General features: G+C 73.5%; 21 protein-coding genes. 17 read left to right on the top strand and 4 right to left on the bottom strand.

Features of this window, described 5'->3' with window-relative positions:
* The first annotated feature begins 52 nt into the window (after positions 1 to 52).
* Positions 53 to 469 (top strand): VOC family protein, encoded by a 417-nt coding sequence (locus IE287_RS32385; RefSeq protein ID WP_189852819.1) that lies wholly within the window; start codon positions 53 to 55, stop codon positions 467 to 469.
* Here IE287_RS32385 and IE287_RS32380 read toward each other — a convergent pair.
* The gene (locus tag IE287_RS32380) at positions 412 to 1,155 is read right to left on the bottom strand and encodes a helix-turn-helix domain-containing protein (RefSeq protein ID WP_189852818.1); all 744 of its coding nucleotides are present in this window, start codon (positions 1,153 to 1,155) and stop codon (positions 412 to 414) included. The two genes, IE287_RS32385 and IE287_RS32380, sit on opposite strands and share 58 nt — an antisense overlap.
* Before the next feature lie 75 nt (positions 1,156 to 1,230).
* Positions 1,231 to 2,355 carry a YihY/virulence factor BrkB family protein gene (locus IE287_RS32375; RefSeq protein ID WP_189852817.1) on the bottom strand — a complete coding sequence of 375 codons (1,125 nt, stop codon included), beginning with the start codon at positions 2,353 to 2,355 and terminating at the stop codon, positions 1,231 to 1,233.
* Between the two features lie 17 nt (positions 2,356 to 2,372).
* On the opposite strand from IE287_RS32375, the gene IE287_RS32370 reads away from it, so the two are divergent.
* The 14 genes from IE287_RS32370 (at position 2,373) to IE287_RS32310 (ending at position 16,263) form a co-directional block, all read left to right on the top strand.
* Positions 2,373 to 4,010, top strand: a complete 1,638-nt coding sequence (locus IE287_RS32370) for an acyl-CoA dehydrogenase family protein (RefSeq protein WP_189852816.1) — start codon at positions 2,373 to 2,375, stop codon at positions 4,008 to 4,010.
* Positions 4,011 to 4,374: 364 nt separating this feature from the next.
* Positions 4,375 to 5,667: a helix-turn-helix domain-containing protein gene (locus tag IE287_RS32365; protein WP_189852815.1), complete on the top strand. Its 1,293-nt coding sequence runs from the start codon at positions 4,375 to 4,377 to the stop codon at positions 5,665 to 5,667.
* 334 nt (positions 5,668 to 6,001) lie between these two features.
* On the top strand, positions 6,002 to 6,571 hold the full coding sequence (locus IE287_RS32360) for a GNAT family N-acetyltransferase (RefSeq protein WP_189852814.1): 570 nt from the start codon (positions 6,002 to 6,004) through the stop codon (positions 6,569 to 6,571).
* Positions 6,572 to 6,716: 145 nt separating this feature from the next.
* Positions 6,717 to 6,800 carry a putative leader peptide gene (locus tag IE287_RS39550; protein ID WP_311136957.1) on the top strand — a complete coding sequence of 28 codons (84 nt, stop codon included), beginning with the start codon at positions 6,717 to 6,719 and terminating at the stop codon, positions 6,798 to 6,800.
* A 126-nt stretch (positions 6,801 to 6,926) separates the two neighbouring features.
* Positions 6,927 to 8,624 carry a nitrite/sulfite reductase gene (locus tag IE287_RS32355; RefSeq protein WP_189852813.1) on the top strand — a complete coding sequence of 566 codons (1,698 nt, stop codon included), beginning with the start codon at positions 6,927 to 6,929 and terminating at the stop codon, positions 8,622 to 8,624.
* A 28-nt stretch (positions 8,625 to 8,652) separates the two neighbouring features.
* The gene (locus IE287_RS32350) at positions 8,653 to 8,832 is read left to right on the top strand and encodes a hypothetical protein (protein WP_189852812.1); all 180 of its coding nucleotides are present in this window, start codon (positions 8,653 to 8,655) and stop codon (positions 8,830 to 8,832) included.
* Positions 8,829 to 9,545 carry a phosphoadenylyl-sulfate reductase gene (locus IE287_RS32345; RefSeq protein WP_189852811.1) on the top strand — a complete coding sequence of 239 codons (717 nt, stop codon included), beginning with the start codon at positions 8,829 to 8,831 and terminating at the stop codon, positions 9,543 to 9,545. Before IE287_RS32350 ends, IE287_RS32345 begins: the two co-directional genes overlap by 4 nt.
* Positions 9,545 to 10,111 (top strand): adenylyl-sulfate kinase, encoded by a 567-nt coding sequence (cysC, locus tag IE287_RS32340; protein ID WP_189852810.1) that lies wholly within the window; start codon positions 9,545 to 9,547, stop codon positions 10,109 to 10,111. Before IE287_RS32345 ends, cysC begins: the two co-directional genes overlap by 1 nt.
* Before the next feature lie 88 nt (positions 10,112 to 10,199).
* The gene (gene cysD / locus IE287_RS32335) at positions 10,200 to 11,132 is read left to right on the top strand and encodes a sulfate adenylyltransferase subunit CysD (protein WP_189852809.1); all 933 of its coding nucleotides are present in this window, start codon (positions 10,200 to 10,202) and stop codon (positions 11,130 to 11,132) included.
* 2 nt (positions 11,133 to 11,134) lie between these two features.
* On the top strand, positions 11,135 to 12,481 hold the full coding sequence (locus IE287_RS32330; protein ID WP_189852808.1) for a sulfate adenylyltransferase subunit 1: 1,347 nt from the start codon (positions 11,135 to 11,137) through the stop codon (positions 12,479 to 12,481).
* A 203-nt stretch (positions 12,482 to 12,684) separates the two neighbouring features.
* The gene (locus IE287_RS32325; RefSeq protein WP_189852807.1) at positions 12,685 to 13,803 is read left to right on the top strand and encodes an aliphatic sulfonate ABC transporter substrate-binding protein; all 1,119 of its coding nucleotides are present in this window, start codon (positions 12,685 to 12,687) and stop codon (positions 13,801 to 13,803) included.
* 34 nt (positions 13,804 to 13,837) lie between these two features.
* Positions 13,838 to 14,632 (top strand): ABC transporter ATP-binding protein, encoded by a 795-nt coding sequence (locus IE287_RS32320; protein WP_189852806.1) that lies wholly within the window; start codon positions 13,838 to 13,840, stop codon positions 14,630 to 14,632.
* Positions 14,619 to 15,506, top strand: coding sequence for an ABC transporter permease (locus tag IE287_RS32315; RefSeq protein ID WP_189852805.1), 888 nt, complete (start codon positions 14,619 to 14,621; stop codon positions 15,504 to 15,506). Before IE287_RS32320 ends, IE287_RS32315 begins: the two co-directional genes overlap by 14 nt.
* 10 nt (positions 15,507 to 15,516) lie before the next feature.
* Positions 15,517 to 16,263, top strand: a complete 747-nt coding sequence (locus IE287_RS32310) for a sirohydrochlorin chelatase (protein WP_189852804.1) — start codon at positions 15,517 to 15,519, stop codon at positions 16,261 to 16,263.
* Here IE287_RS32310 and IE287_RS32305 read toward each other — a convergent pair.
* Positions 16,260 to 16,811 (bottom strand): DUF1697 domain-containing protein, encoded by a 552-nt coding sequence (locus IE287_RS32305; RefSeq protein WP_189852803.1) that lies wholly within the window; start codon positions 16,809 to 16,811, stop codon positions 16,260 to 16,262. The genes IE287_RS32310 and IE287_RS32305 overlap by 4 nt on opposite strands.
* A gap of 195 nt (positions 16,812 to 17,006) precedes the next feature.
* Between IE287_RS32305 and IE287_RS32300 the strand changes: the two genes are divergently transcribed.
* Both IE287_RS32300 and IE287_RS32295 read left to right on the top strand, forming a co-directional pair.
* On the top strand, positions 17,007 to 17,864 hold the full coding sequence (locus IE287_RS32300) for a phosphotransferase (RefSeq protein ID WP_189852802.1): 858 nt from the start codon (positions 17,007 to 17,009) through the stop codon (positions 17,862 to 17,864).
* A gap of 55 nt (positions 17,865 to 17,919) precedes the next feature.
* A complete protein-coding gene (locus tag IE287_RS32295; protein WP_189852801.1) occupies positions 17,920 to 18,750 on the top strand; it encodes an alpha/beta fold hydrolase in 831 nt (276 codons plus the stop codon).
* Between the two features lie 15 nt (positions 18,751 to 18,765).
* Here the strand turns inward: IE287_RS32295 and IE287_RS32290 are convergent, their stop codons facing one another.
* Positions 18,766 to 19,491 carry a 3'-5' exonuclease gene (locus IE287_RS32290; protein WP_189852800.1) on the bottom strand — a complete coding sequence of 242 codons (726 nt, stop codon included), beginning with the start codon at positions 19,489 to 19,491 and terminating at the stop codon, positions 18,766 to 18,768.

Below are 19,491 nucleotides of genomic sequence, written 5' to 3'. Positions count from 1 at the left end.
GGTGTCCGATCCGTACAAGACGCGGGCCCCGTCCGCGCCTAGCGTCGGGGGCATGAAGACACCTCGACTCGACCTCATCGGCCTGGTGGTCGCCGACATGGCCGCCTCGCTCGCCTTCTACCGGCGGCTCGGCTTCGACTTCCCGGAGGGCGCGGAGGGGGCGCCCCACGTGGAGGCGGTGCTGCCCGGCGGGCTCCGGCTGGCCTGGGACACGGAGGAGTCCGTCCGGTCCTTCGATCCGTCGTTCCGGCCGACCGGGGGCACCCGGGCGGAGCTGGCGTTCCGGTGCGACGCGGCGGAGGAGGTGGACGCGGCGTACGCGGAGCTGACGGAGGCCGGGTACGCGGGTCACCTGGCGCCGTGGGACGCGGTCTGGGGGCAGCGGTACGCCGTGGTGACCGATCCGGACGGCTACGGGATCTCGCTGTTCGCCGACGTCCCGGGCGGCTCCGGGGCTCCCGGCGCCTGATCCGCCGCCGTCCGCGCGTAGGCCCCGGGCGTCGTGCCCGCCAGGGCGCGGGTGTCCCGGGTGAGGTGGGCCTGGTCGGTGTAGCCGGCGCGGGCGGCGGCCCGCGCGGGCGGCACTCCGGCCCGCAGCAGGCCCAGGGCGCGCTGGAGGCGCAGGACGCGGGTCAGGGTCAGGGGGCCGTAGCCGTAGGCGTCCAGGGCGAGCCGGTGGAGGCGGCGGGCGCCGAGGCCGAGGGCGTCGGCGGTCTCGCCCACCGGGCGGCCCGCGCGGAGCCGGGCGGTGACCGCGCGCAGCAGCGGGTCGGCCGGTCCGGTGCGGGCGGCGCGGCGGAGCGCGTACGCCTCCAGGGCCGCGGCGGGGTCGGGGGCCTCGTCGATCCGCTCGGCGAGGCGGCGGGCGGTGGCGGCGCCCCACAGGTCGGCGAGGTCCACCCGGCGGTCGCGGAGCTCGCGGGCCGGGACGCCGAGGAGGCGCGGGGCGTCGCCGGGGGCGAAGCGCAGGCCCTCGTAGCGGGCGACGGCCTCGGTCGAGCGGTGGGCACGCGTGTCGGCCCCGGCGACGAGGAGCCGGCCGTCGGCCCGGATCAGGTCCATGCAGCCGTCGGGGACGACGGGGGCGTCGGGGGCGGGCGCCGTCCGGGTCCACAGGACGGCGCCGTCGAGCAGGGCGGGGCGCTCCTCGTACACCCCTCCCAGCCTAGGGGGTCCCCTCCGGGGTCCGCCGGGTCCGCGGCGCCCGGTCCGTGGCGTGCCGGGGAGGGTTCACTCCTTCTCCCAGCCGGTGTGCAGGCGGGCCTTCACGTCGTCCGGCGGGAGGAAGCGGGACCAGCGCTCGGGGAACTCGGACGGCATGTCGGGGTCGTCCTCGTCGACCTCCTCGGCCTCCGCGCGGATCCGGGCGACGAGCTCGGCGGCCTGGACGGCGCGGGCGCGCTCGTTGGCCTCGCGGGCGGCGGCGGTGGCGACGGAGGGCCACACGCGGTCGATGGCCGCGTTGACGGCGGCGCCGACGAGGACCGCGAAGGCGGAGACGCCGATCCAGAGCAGGATGGCGATGGGGGCGGCGAGCGAGCCGTAGATGGTCGGCCCCTCGACCTGGCTGGTCAGGTAGATCCGCAGCAGGAAGCTGCCGAAGGCCCACATGGCGAGGGCCACGAGCGCGCCCGGGATGTCCTCGATCCAGGGCGATCTGACGGGGACGGAGACGTGGTACAGCGTCGTCAGGAAGGCGATGGAGAGCAGGATGACGGCCGGCCAGTACAGGACGGCGACGACGTTCGTGCCCCAGGCGACGAGTTCGACGACCCGGTCGGGGCCGACGACCGCGAGCGGCAGCACCACCGCCCCGATGAGCAGCGCCACGATGTAGAGGAGGAAGGCGAGCAGCCGGGTCTTCACGATGCCCCGGTGCCCGTCCAGGCCGTACATGACGGTGATGGTGTCGATGAAGACGTTCACCGCGCGGGAGCCGGACCAGAGGGCGATGGCGAAGCCCAGGGAGATGAGTTCGGGACGTTTGGCCCGGGTGATGTCGTCGAGGACGGGCTGCGCGATCTCCTCGACGCCCCGGTCGGAGAGGACCGTGCCGGCCGCCCGGAGGATGTTCTCCTGGATGCTGGCGACCGTGTCGGTGTTGGTCCAGTCGTCGGCGTAGCCGAGGAGGGCGATGAGACCGAGCAGCAGGGGTGGCAGGGACAGCAGGGTGAAGAAGGCCGCCTCGGCCGCGAGGCCGAGGATCCGGTACTCGATGCACGAGTTGACGGTGTCCTTGAGGAGCAGCCAGACCATCTTCCGCTTGGAGACGTTGCGGTAGAGGACGCGGGCGCGGTGGAGTCTGCTCCAGGGTCGCCGCTCCGGCCGTTCGGGTGTTTCGCTTGCTGCCTGCACCTGCTTACCGTATCGGCATGGAAGCACGCTCCCACACCGTGACCAATCAGGCTCCGCCCCTGGTGGGGTACGACGTCTACACGGGCGACCGGGCACTGTCGGAGGCGGTCGGCCGCCATCTGCCCGCGGAGCTCCTCGACGGGGCCCGCGAGGAGCTGCGGACGCTGGGCCGCGCGACCGGTTCGGAGCAGGTCCGGGAGTGGGGCGAGCAGGCGAACGCCTTCCCGCCGCGGCTGCGGACCCACGACCGGTACGGGCACCGGATCGACGAGGTGGAGTTCCATCCGGCCTGGCACCGGCTGCTGGGGAAGGCGGTGTCGGCGGGTCTGACGGACGCCTGGGGGCGGCCGGGCGGGCACGTGCGGCGGGCGGCCGGTCTCCTCGTGGCGACGCAGGCGGAGGCCGGGCACGGCTGCCCGGTGTCGATGACGCACGCGGCGGTGCCCGCGCTGCGGGCCGAGCCGGAGCTGGCGGCGGTCTGGGAGCCGGCGGCGGCCTCCCGGGTGTACGAGCGGGAGCTGCGGCCGGCCGCCTCGAAGACGGGGGTGCTGCTGGGGGTGGGGCTGGCGGAGAAGCAGGCCGGGAGCGACCTCGGGGCGGTCACGACGTCCGCGTGGCCGCTGGCGGCTTCCGGCGAGTACCTCCTGACCGGGCACAAGTGGTTCTGCTCGGCGCCGATGTCGGACGCGTTCCTGGTGCTCGCGCGGGCGCCGGGGGGCCTCACCTGCTTCCTGGTGCCGCGGGTGCTCGACGACGGCTCGCGCAACGCCTTCGCGCTCCAGCGGCTCAAGGACAAGCTCGGGAACCGTTCGAACGCCACGGCGGAGGTGGAGTTCGACGGGACGACCTGGGCGCGCCGGGTCGGCGAGGAGGGGCAGGGGCTGCGGACCGTGGACGGGACGGTGGCGGCGGGCCGGCTGGACTGCGTGCTGGGGTCGGCGGCGCTGATGCGGCAGGCGGTGGCGCAGGCCGTGCACCACGCCTCGTACCGCTCGGTCCGCGGCGGCCCGCTCGCCGACACGCCGCTGATGCGGAACGTGCTGGCCGATCTGGCGGTGGAGTCGGAGGCGGCGACCGTCCTGGGGATGCGGCTGGCGGCGGCGTACGACTCCGGTGCGGAGCGGGACCGGGCGCTGCTGCGGATCGCGGTGCCGGCGGCGAAGTACTGGGTGGCGAAGCGGTGCGTGCCGGTGGTGGCCGAGGCGCTGGAGTGCCTGGGCGGGAACGGGTACGTGGAGGAGTCCGGGCTGCCGCGGCTGCTGCGGGAGTCGCCGCTGCACTCGCTGTGGGAGGGCCCGGGGAACGTCCAGGCGCTGGACGTGCTGCGGGCGTTGCGGACGGAGCCGGCGGCGCTGGACGCGTATCTGCGGGAGGTCGGGGAGGCGCGGGGCGCCGATCCGCGGCTGGACCGGGCGATCCGCGGGCTGCTGACGGAGCTGGCGGACCTGGACGGGGTGGAGGCGCGGGCCCGGCGGCTCGCGGAGCGGATGGCGCTGGTCCTCCAGGGCGCGCTGCTGGTGCGCTGGGCGCCGCCGGAGGTCGCCGACGCGTTCTGCGCGGGCCGGCTGGGCGGCGAGGCGGGTTCGGCCTTCGGCACGCTGCCGCCCTCGGCGGGCCTGCGGGCTGTGGTGGAGCGGGCCCGGCCGGTGGAGTGAGGGGCCGACGGGCGTGCGGGGGCCGGGTGCGAGGAAGGGGGCCGGGGCCGCCGAGGGCGGGCCGGGCGATGCGCGGGGGCGGCAGGCGCGGAAGGCGGGGGTGGTGCTGCGCCGACACGGCACCACCACCCGCCGTCACCACCTTCACGCACGGGGGCGGGGTGGGGCCAGAGTTGCAAAGGGTTGCAGGATTACCCGAACCGGGCTCCGTGGAGGGCTTCCGGACGGCACGATGGACCCGCACACTGCGAGCCACGGCCCGGCGGGACGGCGGGGGGCGGGGCCGTACGGCGCTCATGACGCTCCGGTCATCCGCCCGGACATGCAGAACCGATACAGCACACCGGGTGGCGGGGAGGGACCGATGAACAACACGCGGCTCGACATGAAGCGGCTCGCCACCATGGACGCGGCCCAGGCGGCCCGGCTGCTGCACCGCGTCCGCGAGGAGACCCTGGCGGGACGGACCCCGCCGATCGCGCCGCGGCCGGAGATCGACGCCTCCTGGCGGCGGATGGCCCGGCTCGGCCTCGACCCGGACCGGGGCACCAGCAGCGTGCTGCTGCGCCGGGACGAACTGGAGCAGCGGCGGCGGAGCACGCTGCTCGCGGAGGTCATGGAGACCCTCAGCTCCGGACTGGCCGGGATCACCGACTCGTCGCTCCAGATCATGGTGGTCACCGACGAGCACGGCCGGGTGCTGTGGCGCGAGGGCCACCCCTCCGTGATGCGCCGGGCGACCGGCATCTGCCTGGAGGAGGGGGCGGCCTGGACGGAGCACGCCACCGGGACCAACGCGGTCGGCACCGCCCTGGCCACCCGGCGGGCGGTGCAGGTCCACTCCGCCGAGCACTACGTGCAGGCGCTGCACGACTGGACCTGCGCGGCGGCGCCCGTCCACGACCCGCGCGACCAGCGGCTGCTCGGCGTCCTGGACGTGAGCGGACCGGCCTCCACCTTCCACCCCTCGCTGCTGGCCCTGGTCGGCTCGGTCGCCCGGCTCGCCGAGGCCGAGATGCGCGAGCGGCACCGGGGCGCGGTCGAGCGGCTGCGGGCGGTGGCGGCGCCGATCCTGTGCCGGGTGGGCGGGCGGGCCGTCGCGGTCGACACCCACGGCTGGACCGCCGCGGTGACCGGGCTCGCCCCGGTGGACCGGATCGCGCTGCCGAAGTCGCTGGGCGCCGGGCGGGTCTGGCTGCCCTCGCTGGGCCTGTGCGCGGTGGAGCCGCTGCCGGGCGGCTGGCTGCTGCGGGTGGAGGAGGACACCGGACCGGCCGGTGCGGAGTCGGGCGCGGCGAGCCGGGTGGTGCTGGACCTGAGCCGGCCGCGCCGCTGGACGGTGTCGGTCTCCGGGGCGGCGGGGAGCTGGCAGCAGGAGCTGAGCCCGCGCCACGCGGAGCTCCTCTACCTCCTGGCGCTGCACCCGGACGGGCGGACCGCGGCCGAGCTGGCGCAGGACGTGTTCGGCGACCGGACGAGGACGGTGACCGTCCGGGCCGAGATGTCCCGGGTGCGCCGGACCCTCGCGGGGGTCCTGGCGCACCGCCCGTACCGCTTCCGGGAGGAGATCGCGGTGGAGGTGCTGCGCCCGGCGGACCCGGGCGAGCTGCTGCCGCACTCGACGGCCCCGGCGATCCGGGCGGGCAGCCGGGTCTGAGACGGCTCCGGGGCGCCCCGGAATCCCGGGCCCGCCCCCGGGGCGGCCCGGAGTCCGGGCCGGTGCTTGGGGCGGCCCGGAGTCCGAATCGGCCCCGGGGTCGCCCGGAATCCCGGGTTCGCCCTCGGGGCGGCCGAGGTCCGGACCGGTGCCTGGGGTGGCCCGGAGTCCGGCCCGGTGTCCGGGGCGGCCCGGTGCCCGGGGCGGCCGGAAACCGTCCGGGACGTCCACATGCCGGACACCGTGTCCGGGCGCCCGCCCCGCCGGGCCGGGGAGACGGGGCCCACCCCGGTCCGGCCTGGGAATCCCTCGCTCCGCATGATGCGATAAGGGCATGAGCATCACTCTCACCACCTGGTCCCTGGAACAGACCTCGCCCGACGACCTCCGTCCGGCCCGGGTCCCCGAGGGCGACGGCATCGTCGTCCGCCGGTCCGAGGTCCCCTCCCCCGAGTTCAGCCGGTACCTCTACACCGCGGTCGGCGGCGACGTCCACTGGGCCGACCGGCTGTCGCTGACCTACGCGCAGTGGAAGGAGATAGCGGAGAAGCCGGGCGCCGAGGTCTGGGTGGCGTACGACCGGGGCACGCCGGCCGGGTACGTGGAGTTCGACCCGCAGGACGACGGGGTCGTGGAGATCGTCTACTTCGGCCTGATCGGCGCCTTCCGGGGCCGCGGCATCGGCGGCCACCTGCTCACCGAGGGCATCCGGCGCGCCTGGGACCTGGCCGAGCGCTGGCCGGACCGGGAGCCGACGAAGCGGGTGTGGCTGCACACCTGCTCGCTGGACGGGCCGCACGCGATGGCCAACTACGAGCGCCGCGGCTTCCGCCTCTTCGAGACGAGGACGGAGACCGCCGAGGAGAGCGAGACGCCGGGACCGTGGCCCGGCGCCCGGGTCTGAGCCTGTGCCAGTTCACCGTGAAAGGGGCCCTGATCAGGGCCCCTTTCACGTGACCCAGAACACATCGTCTCATGAAGTGAGACTTTCATGTCCACATAACGGACGATGCTGGACTGGGTCCAAAGTCCCGTGACACGCTTCCGCCATGCCTGGAACTGGAACTGCCTTGGTGAGTCGGCGGCACGTCGACCTCGGCCGCATGTCCAGCGCCATCTGTCCGGCGCGCTGAGCAAGCCAGCACTGCCGCAATCCCCTTTCTGCCCGACCCTGCTGCGCACCGCCGCGCCACTCTCTGTTCTGCGCGCGAGTGTGCAGGTCAGAGCCGCCCTCCCGCAGTCCCGAAGGACAAGACGCCATGGCCGCCACCCCGGAAAACCCCACTCCCGCCGCCGCTCGCCGCAAGACCGGGCGTCACCGCGGCGAGGGTCAGTGGGCCGTGGGGCACTTCACCCCGCTGAACGGCAATGAGCAGTTCAAGAAGGACGACGACGGTCTCAATGTGCGGACACGTATTGAGACGATCTACTCCAAGCGGGGATTCGACTCGATCGACCCCAACGACCTGCGGGGGCGCATGCGCTGGTGGGGTCTCTACACCCAGCGCAAGCAGGGCCTGGACGGCACCAAGACCGGCGTCCTGGAGCCGGAGGAGCTGGACGACGAGTACTTCATGCTCCGCGTCCGCATCGACGGCGGCCGGCTGACCACGCAGCAGCTCCGGGTGATCGGCGAGATCTCCGAGGAGTTCGCCCGCGGCACCGCCGACATCACGGACCGGCAGAACGTCCAGTACCACTGGATCCGCATCGAGGACGTCCCCGAGATCTGGAACCGCCTGGAGGCGGTCGGCCTCTCCACCACGGAGGCCTGCGGCGACACCCCGCGCGTCATCCTCGGCTCGCCGGTGGCCGGCATCGCCGCCGACGAGATCATCGACGGCACCCCCGCCATCGACGAGATCTACCGCCGGATCGTCGGCAACAAGGACTTCTCCAACCTGCCCCGCAAGTTCAAGTCCGCCGTCTCCGGCTCGCCGCTGCTCGACGTGGCGCACGAGATCAACGACATCTCCTTCGTCGGCGTCGTCCACCCGGAGCACGGTCCCGGCTTCGACGTCTGGGTCGGCGGCGGCCTCTCCACCAACCCCAAGCTCGGCGTCCGCCTGGGCACCTGGGTCTCCCTGGACGAGGTCCCCGACGTCTACGAGGGCGTCATCTCGATCTTCCGCGACTACGGCTACCGCCGGCTGCGCAACCGCGCCCGCCTGAAGTTCCTCGTCGCCGACTGGGGCCCGGAGAAGTTCCGCCAGGTCCTGGAGGACGAGTACCTGAAGCGGAAACTCACCGACGGCCCCGCGCCCGAGCAGCCGGCCGGCCGCTGGCGCGACCACGTCGGCGTCCACCGGCAGAAGGACGGCAACTTCTACGTCGGCTTCGCCCCGCGCGTCGGCCGCGTGGACGGACCCACCCTCACCAAGATCGCCGAGCTCGCCGAGGCGCACGGCTCCGGCCGGGTCCGCACCACCGCCGAGCAGAAGATGATCGTCCTCGACGTCGTGGAGTCGCAGGTCGAGTCGCTGGTCGCCGCCCTGGAGGCGCTGGACCTGCGGGTCACCCCGTCCCCCTTCCGGCGCGGCACGATGGCCTGCACCGGCATCGAGTTCTGCAAGCTCGCGATCGTCGAGACGAAGGGCCGCGGCTCCTCGCTCATCGACGAGCTGGAGCGCCGTCTGCCGGAGTTCGACGAGCCGCTGACCATCAACATCAACGGCTGCCCGAACGCCTGCGCCCGCATCCAGGTCGCGGACATCGGCCTCAAGGGCCAGCTGGTCCTGGACGACGAGGGCAACCGCGTCGAGGGCTACCAGGTCCACCTGGGCGGCGCCCTCGGCCTGGAGGCCGGCTTCGGCCGCAAGGTCCGCGGCCTCAAGGTCACCTCCGCCGAGCTGCCCGACTACGTCGAGCGGGTCCTCACCCGGTACCGGGCGGAGCGCGAGGACGGCGAGCGCTTCGCCACCTGGGCGGCCCGCGCCTCCGAGGAGGCCCTTTCGTGAGCGCGGCGAGCGAAACGAGGAGCACGGCATGAGCGAGCGCGCCGCCCCGTTCTTCTGCCCCTACTGCGGGGACGAGGACCTGCGGCCGAGCGAGCAGGGCCACGGCGCGTGGGAATGCGCCGCGTGCAGTCGAGCCTTCCAGCTGAAGTTCCTGGGGCTCCTCGCCCCCGGCACTTCCGGCAACACCACTGGGAGGGAATCGATATGACGGTCACTCAGGTCAGTGAGACGACCACCGACGCCGAGCTGAAGGCGCTCGCCGAGCAGGCCGGCCGCGACCTGGAGGACGCCTCCGCGCTGGAGATCCTCCAGTGGGCCGCGGCCACCTTCGGCCCCCGGTTCTGCGTCACCTCCTCCATGGAGGACGCGGTCGTCGCCCACCTCGCCTCCCGGGCCATGCCCGGCGTGGACGTCGTCTTCCTCGACACCGGCTACCACTTCGAGGAGACCATCGGCACCCGCGACGCCGTCGAGGCCGTCATGGACGTCAGGGTCATCACCCTGACCCCGCGGCGGACGGTCGCCGAGCAGGACGCCGAGCACGGGCCGAAGCTGCACGACCGCGACCCGGACCTCTGCTGCGAGCTGCGCAAGATCAGGCCGCTCCAGGAGGGTCTGACCGCGTACACCGCGTGGGCGACCGGCCTCCGCCGGGACGAGTCCCCCACCCGTGCGAACACCCCGGTCGTCGGCTGGGACGAGAAGCGCCGGAAGGTGAAGGTCTCCCCCATCGCCCGCTGGACGCAGGACGACGTCGACGCCTACGTCACCGAGTACGGGGTCCTCACCAACCCGCTCCTCATGGACGGTTACGCCTCCGTCGGCTGCGCGCCCTGCACCCGCCGGGTCGAGGCGGGCGAGGACGCCCGCGCCGGCCGCTGGGCCGGACGCGCCAAGACCGAATGCGGGCTGCACGGCTGATGACCACCCCCGACACCCCCCTGGAGAATCACGTGACCGGTGCCACCGTCTGGCTCACCGGCCTGCCGAGCGCCGGCAAGACCACGATCGCCTACGAGCTCCTCGGCAGACTGCGCGAGGAGGGCCGCCGCGCCGAGATCCTCGACGGCGACGAGATCCGCGAGTTCCTCTCCGCGGGCCTCGGCTTCTCCCGCGAGGACCGGTTCACCAACGTGCAGCGGATCGGCTTCGTCGCCGAGCTCCTCGCCTCGCACGGCGTGACCGTCCTCGTCCCGGTCATCGCCCCGTACGCCGACAGCCGCGAGGCGGTCCGCAAGCGGCACCTGGCCGAGGGCACCGCCTTCGTCGAGGTCCACGTGGCCACCCCGGTCGAGGTCTGCTCGGTCCGCGACGTCAAGGGCCTCTACGCCAAGCAGGCCGCGGGCGAGATCTCCGGCCTGACCGGCGTCGACGACCCGTACGAGGCGCCCGAGCGCCCCGATCTCCGGATCGAGTCCCAGAACCAGACCGTGCAGGAGTCCGCGGCGCAGCTCCACGCGCTGCTCACCGAGAGGGGTCTGCTGTGAGCGACGCGCGCGCGGCCACCGGCCCGCAGACGACGACGAAAGCCGCACCGGTGCGCCGCGCGGGTGGAGAAGCTCACGAGGAGGCACTGTGACCACCGTCGCCCATGTCCACGAGACGGACAGTCCGTTCGCGCTGTCGCACCTCGACTCGCTGGAGTCCGAGGCCGTCCACATCTTCCGTGAGGTGGCGGGGGAGTTCGAGCGGCCGGTGATCCTCTTCTCCGGCGGCAAGGACTCCATCGTCATGCTGCACCTGGCGCTGAAGGCCTTCGCCCCGGCGCCGGTCCCCTTCACGCTGCTGCACGTCGACACGGGGCACAACTTCCCCGAGGTCATCGAGTACCGCGACCGCGTGGTCGCCGAGCACGGCCTGCGGCTGCACGTCGCCTCCGTGCAGGAGTACATCGACCGCGGCGCCCTCAAGGAGCGCCCGGACGGCACCCGCAACCCGCTCCAGACGGTGCCGCTGACCGAGGCCATCCAGCAGCACCGCTTCGACGCCGTCTTCGGCGGCGGCCGGCGCGACGAGGAGAAGGCCCGCGCCAAGGAGCGGGTGTTCAGCCTCCGCGACGAGTTCTCCCAGTGGGACCCGCGCCGCCAGCGCCCCGAGCTGTGGCAGCTGTACAACGGCCGGCACGCCCCCGGCGAGCACGTCCGGGTCTTCCCGCTCTCCAACTGGACCGAGCTGGACGTCTGGCAGTACATCCAGCGCGAGAAGATCGAGCTCCCCCAGATCTACTTCGCCCACGAGCGCGAGGTGTTCGCCCGCAACGGCATGTGGCTCACCGCCGGCGAGTGGGGCGGCCCGAAGGAGTCGGAGACGGTCGAGAAGCGGCTGATCCGCTACCGGACGGTCGGCGACATGTCCTGCACCGGCGCGGTCGACTCCGACGCCACCACGCTGGACGCCGTCATCGCCGAGATCGCCGCCTCCCGGCTCACCGAGCGGGGCGCCACCCGGGCAGACGACAAGCTGTCCGAGGCCGCGATGGAAGACCGCAAGCGCGAAGGGTACTTCTAGAGATGAGCACCTCCACCGAGCAGCCGGCCGAGCTGGCCGCCACCACCCTGCTGCGCTTCGCCACGGCCGGCTCCGTCGACGACGGCAAGTCCACCCTGGTCGGGCGGCTCCTGCACGACTCCAAGTCGGTCCTCGCCGACCAGCTGGAGGCCGTGGAGCACGCCTCCCGCTCGCGCGGCCAGGAGGCCCCCGACCTGGCGCTGCTCACCGACGGCCTGCGGGCCGAGCGGGAGCAGGGCATCACGATCGACGTGGCGTACCGCTACTTCGCGACCCCGCGCCGGCGGTTCATCCTCGCCGACACCCCGGGGCACGTGCAGTACACCCGGAACATGGTGACCGGCGCCTCCACCGCCGAGCTGGCCGTGGTCCTGGTCGACGCCCGCAACGGCGTGGTGGAGCAGACCCGCCGGCACGCCGCCGTCGCCGCCCTGCTCCGCGTCCCGCACGTGGTCCTGGCCGTGAACAAGATGGACCTGGTCGAGTACCGGGAGTCCGTCTTCGCCGCGATCGCCGAGGAGTTCACCACGTACGCCTCCGAGCTCGGCGTCCCGGAGATCACCGCGATCCCGATCTCGGCGCTCGCCGGCGACAACGTCGTGGAGCCGTCCGCGAACATGGACTGGTACGGCGGCCCGACGGTCCTGGAGCACCTGGAGACGGTTCCGGTCAGCCACGACCTGACGGCCTGCCACGCCCGCTTCCCGGTCCAGTACGTGATCCGCCCGCAGACCGCCGAGCACCCCGACTACCGGGGCTACGCGGGCCAGATCGCGGCCGGCGCCTTCCGGGTCGGCGAGCGGATCACCGTGCTGCCCTCCGGGAAGACCTCCACGATCACCGCGATCGACGCGCTGGGCGAGCCGGTGGACATCGCCTGGGCCCCGCAGTCGGTCACCATCCGGCTCGCCGACGACATCGACATCTCGCGCGGCGACCTGCTCGCCCCGAGCGCCGACGCCCCGGCCACCAGCCAGGACGTCGAGGCGACCGTCTGCCACGTGGCGGACCAGCCGCTCACCGTCGGCCAGCGGGTGCTGCTCAAGCACACCACCCGCACGGTCAAGGCGATCGTGAAGGAGATCCCGTCCCGGCTCACCCTGGACGACCTCTCCCAGCACCCGGAGCCCGGGCAGCTGGTCGCCAACGACATCGGCCGGGTGAGGGTCCGCACCGCGGAGCCGCTCGCGCTCGACGCGTACGCTGACTCCCGCCGCACCGGCTCGTTCCTGCTGATCGACCCGGCCGACGGCACCACCCTCGCGGCGGGCATGGCGGGCGAGTCCTTCGCCACCGCCAAGGCCGTGGCGGGCGCATCCACCGACGACGAGGACGGATGGGACTTCTGACGATGACGCGTGACTTCTACGGGACCTTCGCGAAGGAAGGCGGCCGGGTGGGCTCCGGCGCCCTCGGCGCGGGCAGAGGAGGTGTCGCACGATGTGCGTGCTGACCTCGACGCACCCGAGCGGTGCGAACCGGCTCCACCCGCTCCACTCCGCACGACACAAACACAGACTTCGAAGACGCTGAATCGAGGGGAACACCTCCCGTGCCTGCCACCACCCGTACCACCCTGCGCCGCAGCCTGGTCGCCGCCGCCGCCCTGCCCGTCCTGATCGGCGCGCTCTCCGCCTGCGGCTACGGCTCGGACGCGAAGAAGGACGAGCCCGCGAAGGCCCCGGCAGCGGCCGGCGCGAAGAAGCTCTCCGCCTCCGAGGTCCGGCTCGGCTACTTCCCCAACCTGACACACGCCACCGCTCTGATCGGCGTCCAGGACGGCCTCATCCAGAAGGAGCTGGGCGGCACCACGCTCAAGCCCCAGACCTTCAACGCCGGCCCGTCCGAGATCGAGGCGCTCAACGGCGGCTCTCTCGACATCGGCTTCATCGGCCCCTCGCCGTCCATCAACGCCTACGTCAAGTCCAAGGGCAAGAACCTGCGGATCATCTCCGGCTCCGCCTCCGGCGGCGTGAAGCTGGTCGTGAACCCGGACAAGATCAAGACCCTGGACGACCTCAAGGGCAAGAAGATCGCCACCCCGCAGAAGGGGAACACGCAGGACGTCGCGCTCCTCAACTGGATCGCGGAGAAGGGCTGGACGGTCGACGCGGAGTCCGGCAAGGGTGACGTCTCCGTCGTCCGCACGGACAACAAGGTGACCCCGGACGCCTTCAAGTCGGGCTCCATCGACGGCGCGTGGGTCCCCGAGCCGACCGCCTCCAAGCTGGTCTCCCAGGGTGGTTCGGTGCTCCTCGACGAGACCTCCCTGTGGCCCGACAAGAAGTTCGTGATCACGAACATCATCGTGTCGCAGAAGTTCCTCTCGGAGCACCCGGACGTGGTCGAGGCGGTCCTCAAGGGCACGGTCAAGACCAACGCGTGGATCAACGCCAACCCCGACAAGGCGAAGGAGTCCGCCAACGCGGCCCTGAAGAGCCTCGGCGGCAAGGCGCTGGACGCCAAGGTCATCGACCCGGCGTGGCCGAGCATCGCGATCACCGACGACCCGCTGGCCGCGACGCTCAAGACGCAGTCGGAGTGGGCGGTCAAGGCGAAGCTCATCGAGCAGCCCGACCTGGCCGGCATCTACGACCTGACGCTCCTCAACAAGGTGCTGAAGGCGGCGGGACAGCCCGAGGTCTCCGACGCCGGTCTCGGCGTCAAGTAAGAAGTTCGCAGCTGATCCCCAGGAGGTGACGACCATGGCCACGACGTTCGCCAAGGCTGCCGAGGGCACCGTAGCGGAGCAGACGCACGCCGCCCGGATGGAGCACGTCTCGAAGTCCTTCTCCGGCCCGGCCGGTGCCCAGCTCGTCCTGGACGACGTCAGTCTCGACGTCGCGCCCGGCGAGTTCGTCACCATCCTGGGGGCCTCGGGGTGTGGCAAGTCCACGCTCCTGAACCTGGTCGCCGGACTGGACCGGCCGACCCAGGGGTCCATCGAGACCCCGGGCGGCCGGCCGGCCCTGATGTTCCAGGAGCACGCCCTCTTCCCGTGGCTGACCGCGGGCAAGAACATCGAGCTCGCCCTGCGGCTGCGCGGGCTGCCGCGGGCCGAGCGCAAGCCGGAGGCCGAGCGGCTGCTCGAACTCGTCCGGCTGGGCGGCGCGTACGGCAAGCGGGTCCACGAGCTGTCCGGCGGCATGCGCCAGCGCGTGGCGCTCGCCCGGGCGCTCGCCCAGGACAGCCAGCTGCTGCTGATGGACGAGCCGTTCGCGGCGCTCGACGCCATCACCCGCGACGTGCTGCACGGCGAGCTCACCCGCATCTGGGAGGAGACGAACCTCTCCGTCCTCTTCGTCACGCACAACGTGCGCGAGGCCGTCCGCCTCGCGCAGCGGGTGGTCCTGCTCTCCTCCCGGCCCGGCCGGGTGGCCAAGGAGTGGACCGTGGACATCCCGCAGCCCCGCCGCATCGAGGACGCGGACGTGGCCGAGCTCTCCGTCGAGATCACTGAACACCTGCGTGGGGAGATCCGCCGCCATGGCCAGCACTGACACCGCCGCGAAGGTCAAGACCGACGACCTCGCCGGCCTGGAGGCCGGTCTCGACGCCCTGGACGCGGTCGAGCTCCGGCGCACCCCGGTGCGCGAGGTCCTCGTCAAGAAGGTCCTCCCGCCCACCCTCGCGGTCGCCCTCGTCCTCGTCGTCTGGCAGGTCCTGGTCGCCGCGGAGATCACCGACGAGACCAAGCTGCCCGCGCCGTCCGCGGTGTGGGACGGCCTGGCCGACATGTGGCTCCAGGGCACCCTCCTGGAGGTCATCTGGACCAGCGTCTCCCGGGGCCTGGCCGGCTTCCTGCTGGCCCTCGCCATCGGCACCCCGCTGGGTCTGCTGGTGGCCCGGGTGAAGTTCGTCCGCGCCGCGATCGGCCCGATCCTGTCCGGTCTGCAGTCGCTGCCCTCGGTGGCGTGGGTGCCGCCGGCGGTGCTCTGGTTCGGCCTGAACGACGCCATGATGTACACGGTGATCCTGCTCGGCGCCGTGCCGTCGATCGCCAACGGCCTCGTCTCCGGCGTGGACCAGGTGCCGCCGCTCTTCCTGCGGGCCGGCCGCACCCTGGGCGCCACCGGCCTCAGGGGCACCTGGCACGTGGTCCTGCCGGCCGCGCTGCCGGGCTACCTGGCCGGCCTGAAGCAGGGCTGGGCCTTCTCCTGGCGCTCGCTGATGGCGGCCGAGATCATCGCCTCCTCCCCCGACCTGGGCCTCGGCCTGGGCCAGCTCCTGGAGAACGGCCGCAACAACATCGACCTGCCCGGCGTCTTCCTCGCGATCCTGCTGATCCTGGTCGTCGGCATCGCGATCGACCTGCTCATCTTCAGCCCGCTGGAGCGCTGGGTGCTCCGCAGCCGCGGCCTGCTGGTGAAGTGAGCGGACGACCGTGAACCGTCCCGTGCTCCTCGTCATCGCCCACGGCAGCCGCGATCCGCGGCACGCGGCGACCGTCCAGGCGCTGGTGCGCCGGGCCGGCGCGCTGCGGCCGGGGCTGCGGGTGGAGACCGCGTTCCTGGACTTCAACCTGCCCTCGGTGGCGGGCGTCCTGGACCGGCTCGCCGCCGAGGGGGTACGGGACGTGGTGGCGCTGCCGCTGCTGCTGACCCGGGCCTTCCACGCCAAGGCCGACATCCCGACCGTCCTGCGCGGCGCGCCGGCCGGGATGCGGATCCGGCAGGCGGAGGTCCTCGGCCCGTCCCCGCTGCTCCTCGCGACGGTGGAACGGCGCCTGTACGAGGCCGGGCTCGCTCCCGGAGACCGGAGCACCACCGGGGTCGTCCTGGCCTCGGCGGGCTCCACCGACCCGGAGGCGATCGCGGCGATCGCAGAAACGGCGCGGGAGCTGCGGGACACCGGTTGGTGCTCCGTGCGACCCGCGTTCGCCTCCGCATCCCTTCCGCGCACCGAGGACGCGGTACGGGCGCTGCGCGCCGAGCCGGGCGTCCGCCGGGTGGCGGTGGCCCCGTACGTGATCGCGCCGGGCCGGCTGCCGGACCGGATCGCGGCCGGCGCGGCCGGCGCGGACGTCCTGGCCGAGGTCCTCGGCCCCTCCCCCGAACTGGCCCGGCTCCTGGTGGAGCGGTACGCGCAGGCGGTCCGCGCCCCGGAGCGGGTGGCGGTCGCGGCCGGTTAGCCGGCGGTCATCCCGACCAGCTTGCGGACCGTGTTCCAGTTGCGGGCGGTGGCCACCACGCCCTTGTTCAGGGACGGCCGCAGCACGGCCTCGGCGAGCCTGGAGCGGCCGAGGCCGCCCGGCGTGTGGAGGTACATCACCCGGTCGCCGAGGGCGAAGGCCTCGGGCGCGAAGGCCCCGGCGTCGACGGCGGCGAAGCGGTCGGCGGTGACCGGCGCGGAGTAGTAGACGGCGTGCAGCTGCTTCCCCTCCAGCTCCCCGGCGGGGAAGGGGCAGGCCTCGGCGACGGCGGCGAGATAGGCGTGGTCGCGGACGAGGCAGTCGCAGGAGAAGCCGAAGCGGGCCTCGATCGCCTCCTCGATCTCCGCCGCGAGCGCGTCCTCGCCGGCGCCGCCGCCGGTGGTGAAGACGGCGTTCCCGCTCTGGAGGTAGGTCCGCACCTCGCCGTGGCCGAGGCCTTCGAGGAGGGGGCGCAGCTCGGCCATGGGGAGCTTGCGGCTGCCGCCCACGTTGATGCCGCGGAGGAGGAGCGCGTACGTCGTCGTCATGCGGCCAGCGTAGGAGGCCACCGCGCCTCGTGGGGGGTGGCGCGGTGGCTGGTGCGAACCCTTCCCGATCGACGGCGGGGAACGGAAGGCCCTTCACTCATCTGTGACTTATTGAACAAGGTTTCGTAATGCCGGGCCGTGCCGCCGGGGATGGGAGACTGGCGCGCACACGTACCACCGGGCAGGGAGAGAGTGATGGACGAGGCGCGGGCGCGGGAGATCCTGGCCGCCGCGGGGCTGCCGGCCGGGCGGGCGCGGCTGCTGGCGCTGGCCGAGAACGCGGTCTTCGCCGTGGACGGCGTGGTCGTCAAGGTGGGCCGGTCCGCCGAGCTGTTCGAGCGGGCGGAGCGCGAGGTGGCGCTGGCCGGCCGGCTCGCCGCCGCGGGGGTGCCGGCGGTGCGGGCCGCGGAGGAGGAGCCCCGGCTGGTCGAGGGGCATCCGCTGACCTTCTGGCAGCCGCTGCCGGAGGCCGTCCGGCCGGCCGAGCCGAGGGATCTGGCGCCGCTGCTGCGGGCGGTGCACGCGCTGCCCGTTCCGGTGGACCTGGAGCTGCCCCGGCGCGAGCTGCTCGGCGGGGTGGAGCGCTGGCTGCGGCTGGCCGGGGAGGCGATCGACCCGGCGGACGCGGCCTTCCTGCGGGAGCGGCGGGACGCCTTCGCGCCCGCCGCGGCCGCGCTCGTCCCGCACCTGACGCCGGGTCCGATCCACGGCGACGCCCTGCCGCGCAACGTCCGGGTCGGCCCGGACGGGCCGGTCCTGATGGACCTGGAGACCTTCTCCAGCGACCTGCGCGAGCACGACCTGGTGGTCCTGGCGCTCTCCCGGGACCGGTACGGCCTGGACCCGGCGGCCTACGACGCCTTCACCGAGGCGTACGGCTGGGACGTGCGGGAGTGGGAGGGGTGCGCGGTGCTGCGCGGGGCGCGGGAGACCGCGAGCTGCGCCTGGGTGGCCCAGCAGGCGCCGCACAACCCGAAGGCGCTGGCCGAGTTCGAGCGGCGGGTGGCCTCGCTGCGGGACGACGACCCCGAGGTGCGCTGGTACCCGTTCTGACCGGACTGCCATCATGGTGCCGCCGACCGGAGCGACGACGGGAACGGGTGTGCCGATGCGGGTCGAACTGTCCGAGGTGACGCTGGACGTCGAGGTGAGCGGCGAGGGACCGGTGGTCCTGCTGCTCCACGGCTTCCCCGACAGCCATCACCTGTGGCGCCGTCAGGTGCCGGCGCTGAACGCCGCCGGGTTCCGCACGGTCGCCCCGACCCTGCGCGGCTTCGGCGGCTCGGACCGTCCGGAGGGCGGCCCGGAGGCGTACCACCCGGCGAAGCACGTCGGGGACCTCCTGGAGCTGCTGGCCCGGCTGGAGGTGGACGGCTTCCACCTGGTGGGCCACGACTGGGGTTCGGGGGTGGCCCAGGGGCTGGTGTCGGTGGTGCCGGAGCGGGTGCGGAGCCTGAGCCTGCTCTCGGTCGGGCACATCGGAGCGATCCGGGACGCGGGGTGGGAGCAGAGGAAGCGGTCCTGGTACATGCTGCTGTTCCAGTTCGCCGGGCTCGCGGAGGAGTGGCTGTCGCGGGACGGCTTCGCCGGGCTGCGCGAGATGCTGGCCGAGCACCCGGACGCGGAGTCCGTGATCGAGCCGCTGCGCGCCCCGGGGGCGCTGACGGCGGCGCTGAACGTCTACCGGGCGGGTCTGCCGGCGGAGGTCCAGTTCGGCCCGGAGCTCCCGGTGCCGCCGCTGCCGGAATCGGTGCCGGTGCTGGGCGTCTGGTCGACGGGCGACCGCTTCCTCACCGAGCGCTCCATGGTGGGCACCGGCGAGCGGGTCGGCGGGCCCTGGCGGTACGAGCGGGTCGAGGAGGCGGGGCACTGGCTCCAGCTGGACCGGCCGGAGGTCGTGAACGACCTGCTGCTCGGCTTCCTCAAGGAGCACGTCTGACCGGCGGCGCGCCGGTCAGGGGGTGACGGCGGCCGGCTCGCCGCGCAGCGGCCACACCGGGTCGACGACCGCCTCCGGGTCGCCCTTGCGGCGCAGGAAGGCCTGGAAGTCCTCGGCCCAGGCGCGGTACCAGCCGATCTGCCGCTCGTGCAGCTCGGCCGGGGCGAGGGCGGCGACCTTCGGGTGCCGCTCGGCTATCGCGACGGCGACGCGGACGGCCGCGAGGGCGTCGGCGGAGGCCTGGTGGGCGCTGGTGAGCTCCACGCCGTACTCGCCGCAGACGGCTTCGAGGGTGCGCTTGCCGCGCCGGTAGCGGTCGACGGCCCGGTCGATGGTGTACGGGTCGACGACGGGTCCGATGCCGGTGCCGCCCATCCGCTCGGCGAGCGAGGGCAGGCCGTGCCGGTGCAGCTCGGCGGAGAGCAGGGTGAGGTCGAAGGAGGCGTTGTAGGCGACGACGGGGACGCCCCGGGTCCAGTAGCCGGTCAGGGTCTCGGCGACCTCGTCGGCGACCTCGCGGACCGGGCGGCCCTCGGCGGCGGCCCGCTCGCTGCTGATGCCGTGGATGGCCGAGGCCTGCTCGGGGATGCGGACGCCGGGGTCGGCGAGCCAGTCCCGCTGGCGGACCACCGCGCCGCGGTGGACGCCGACGACCGACGCGGTGACGATGCGGGATTCGAGCGGGTCCGTCCCCGTCGTCTCCAGGTCGAAGCCGACCAGTGGTTCCCCATGCCAGGCCAT

Source organism: Streptomyces omiyaensis, from assembly GCF_014650895.1.
Taxonomy (GTDB): Bacteria; Actinomycetota; Actinomycetes; order Streptomycetales; family Streptomycetaceae; genus Streptomyces; species Streptomyces omiyaensis.
Note: the sequence above shows the minus strand (reverse complement) of the source record. Positions and strands in the feature narration are given on the sequence as shown.

Bases quoted from the DNA above. Each gene is read 5' to 3' on its own strand.
- IE287_RS32345 (WP_189852811.1), top strand. From the start codon at position 8,829: ATGACGGTCACTCAGGTCAGTGAGACGACCACCGACGCCGAGCTGAAG.
- IE287_RS32360 (WP_189852814.1), top strand. From the start codon at position 6,002: ATGAGCATCACTCTCACCACCTGGTCCCTGGAACAGACCTCGCCCGAC.
- IE287_RS32300 (WP_189852802.1), top strand. From the start codon at position 17,007: ATGGACGAGGCGCGGGCGCGGGAGATCCTGGCCGCCGCGGGGCTGCCG.
- IE287_RS32385 (WP_189852819.1), top strand. From the start codon at position 53: ATGAAGACACCTCGACTCGACCTCATCGGCCTGGTGGTCGCCGACATG.
- IE287_RS32350 (WP_189852812.1), top strand. From the start codon at position 8,653: ATGAGCGAGCGCGCCGCCCCGTTCTTCTGCCCCTACTGCGGGGACGAG.
- IE287_RS32370 (WP_189852816.1), top strand. From the start codon at position 2,373: ATGGAAGCACGCTCCCACACCGTGACCAATCAGGCTCCGCCCCTGGTG.
- cysC (WP_189852810.1), top strand. From the start codon at position 9,545: ATGACCACCCCCGACACCCCCCTGGAGAATCACGTGACCGGTGCCACC.
- IE287_RS32355 (WP_189852813.1), top strand. From the start codon at position 6,927: ATGGCCGCCACCCCGGAAAACCCCACTCCCGCCGCCGCTCGCCGCAAG.
- IE287_RS32305 (WP_189852803.1), bottom strand. From the start codon at position 16,811: ATGACGACGACGTACGCGCTCCTCCTCCGCGGCATCAACGTGGGCGGC.
- IE287_RS32365 (WP_189852815.1), top strand. From the start codon at position 4,375: ATGAACAACACGCGGCTCGACATGAAGCGGCTCGCCACCATGGACGCG.
- IE287_RS32290 (WP_189852800.1), bottom strand. From the start codon at position 19,491: ATGGCCTGGCATGGGGAACCACTGGTCGGCTTCGACCTGGAGACGACG.
- IE287_RS32320 (WP_189852806.1), top strand. From the start codon at position 13,838: ATGGCCACGACGTTCGCCAAGGCTGCCGAGGGCACCGTAGCGGAGCAG.
- IE287_RS32315 (WP_189852805.1), top strand. From the start codon at position 14,619: ATGGCCAGCACTGACACCGCCGCGAAGGTCAAGACCGACGACCTCGCC.
- IE287_RS32295 (WP_189852801.1), top strand. From the start codon at position 17,920: ATGCGGGTCGAACTGTCCGAGGTGACGCTGGACGTCGAGGTGAGCGGC.
- IE287_RS32330 (WP_189852808.1), top strand. From the start codon at position 11,135: ATGAGCACCTCCACCGAGCAGCCGGCCGAGCTGGCCGCCACCACCCTG.
- IE287_RS39550 (WP_311136957.1), top strand. From the start codon at position 6,717: ATGCCTGGAACTGGAACTGCCTTGGTGAGTCGGCGGCACGTCGACCTC.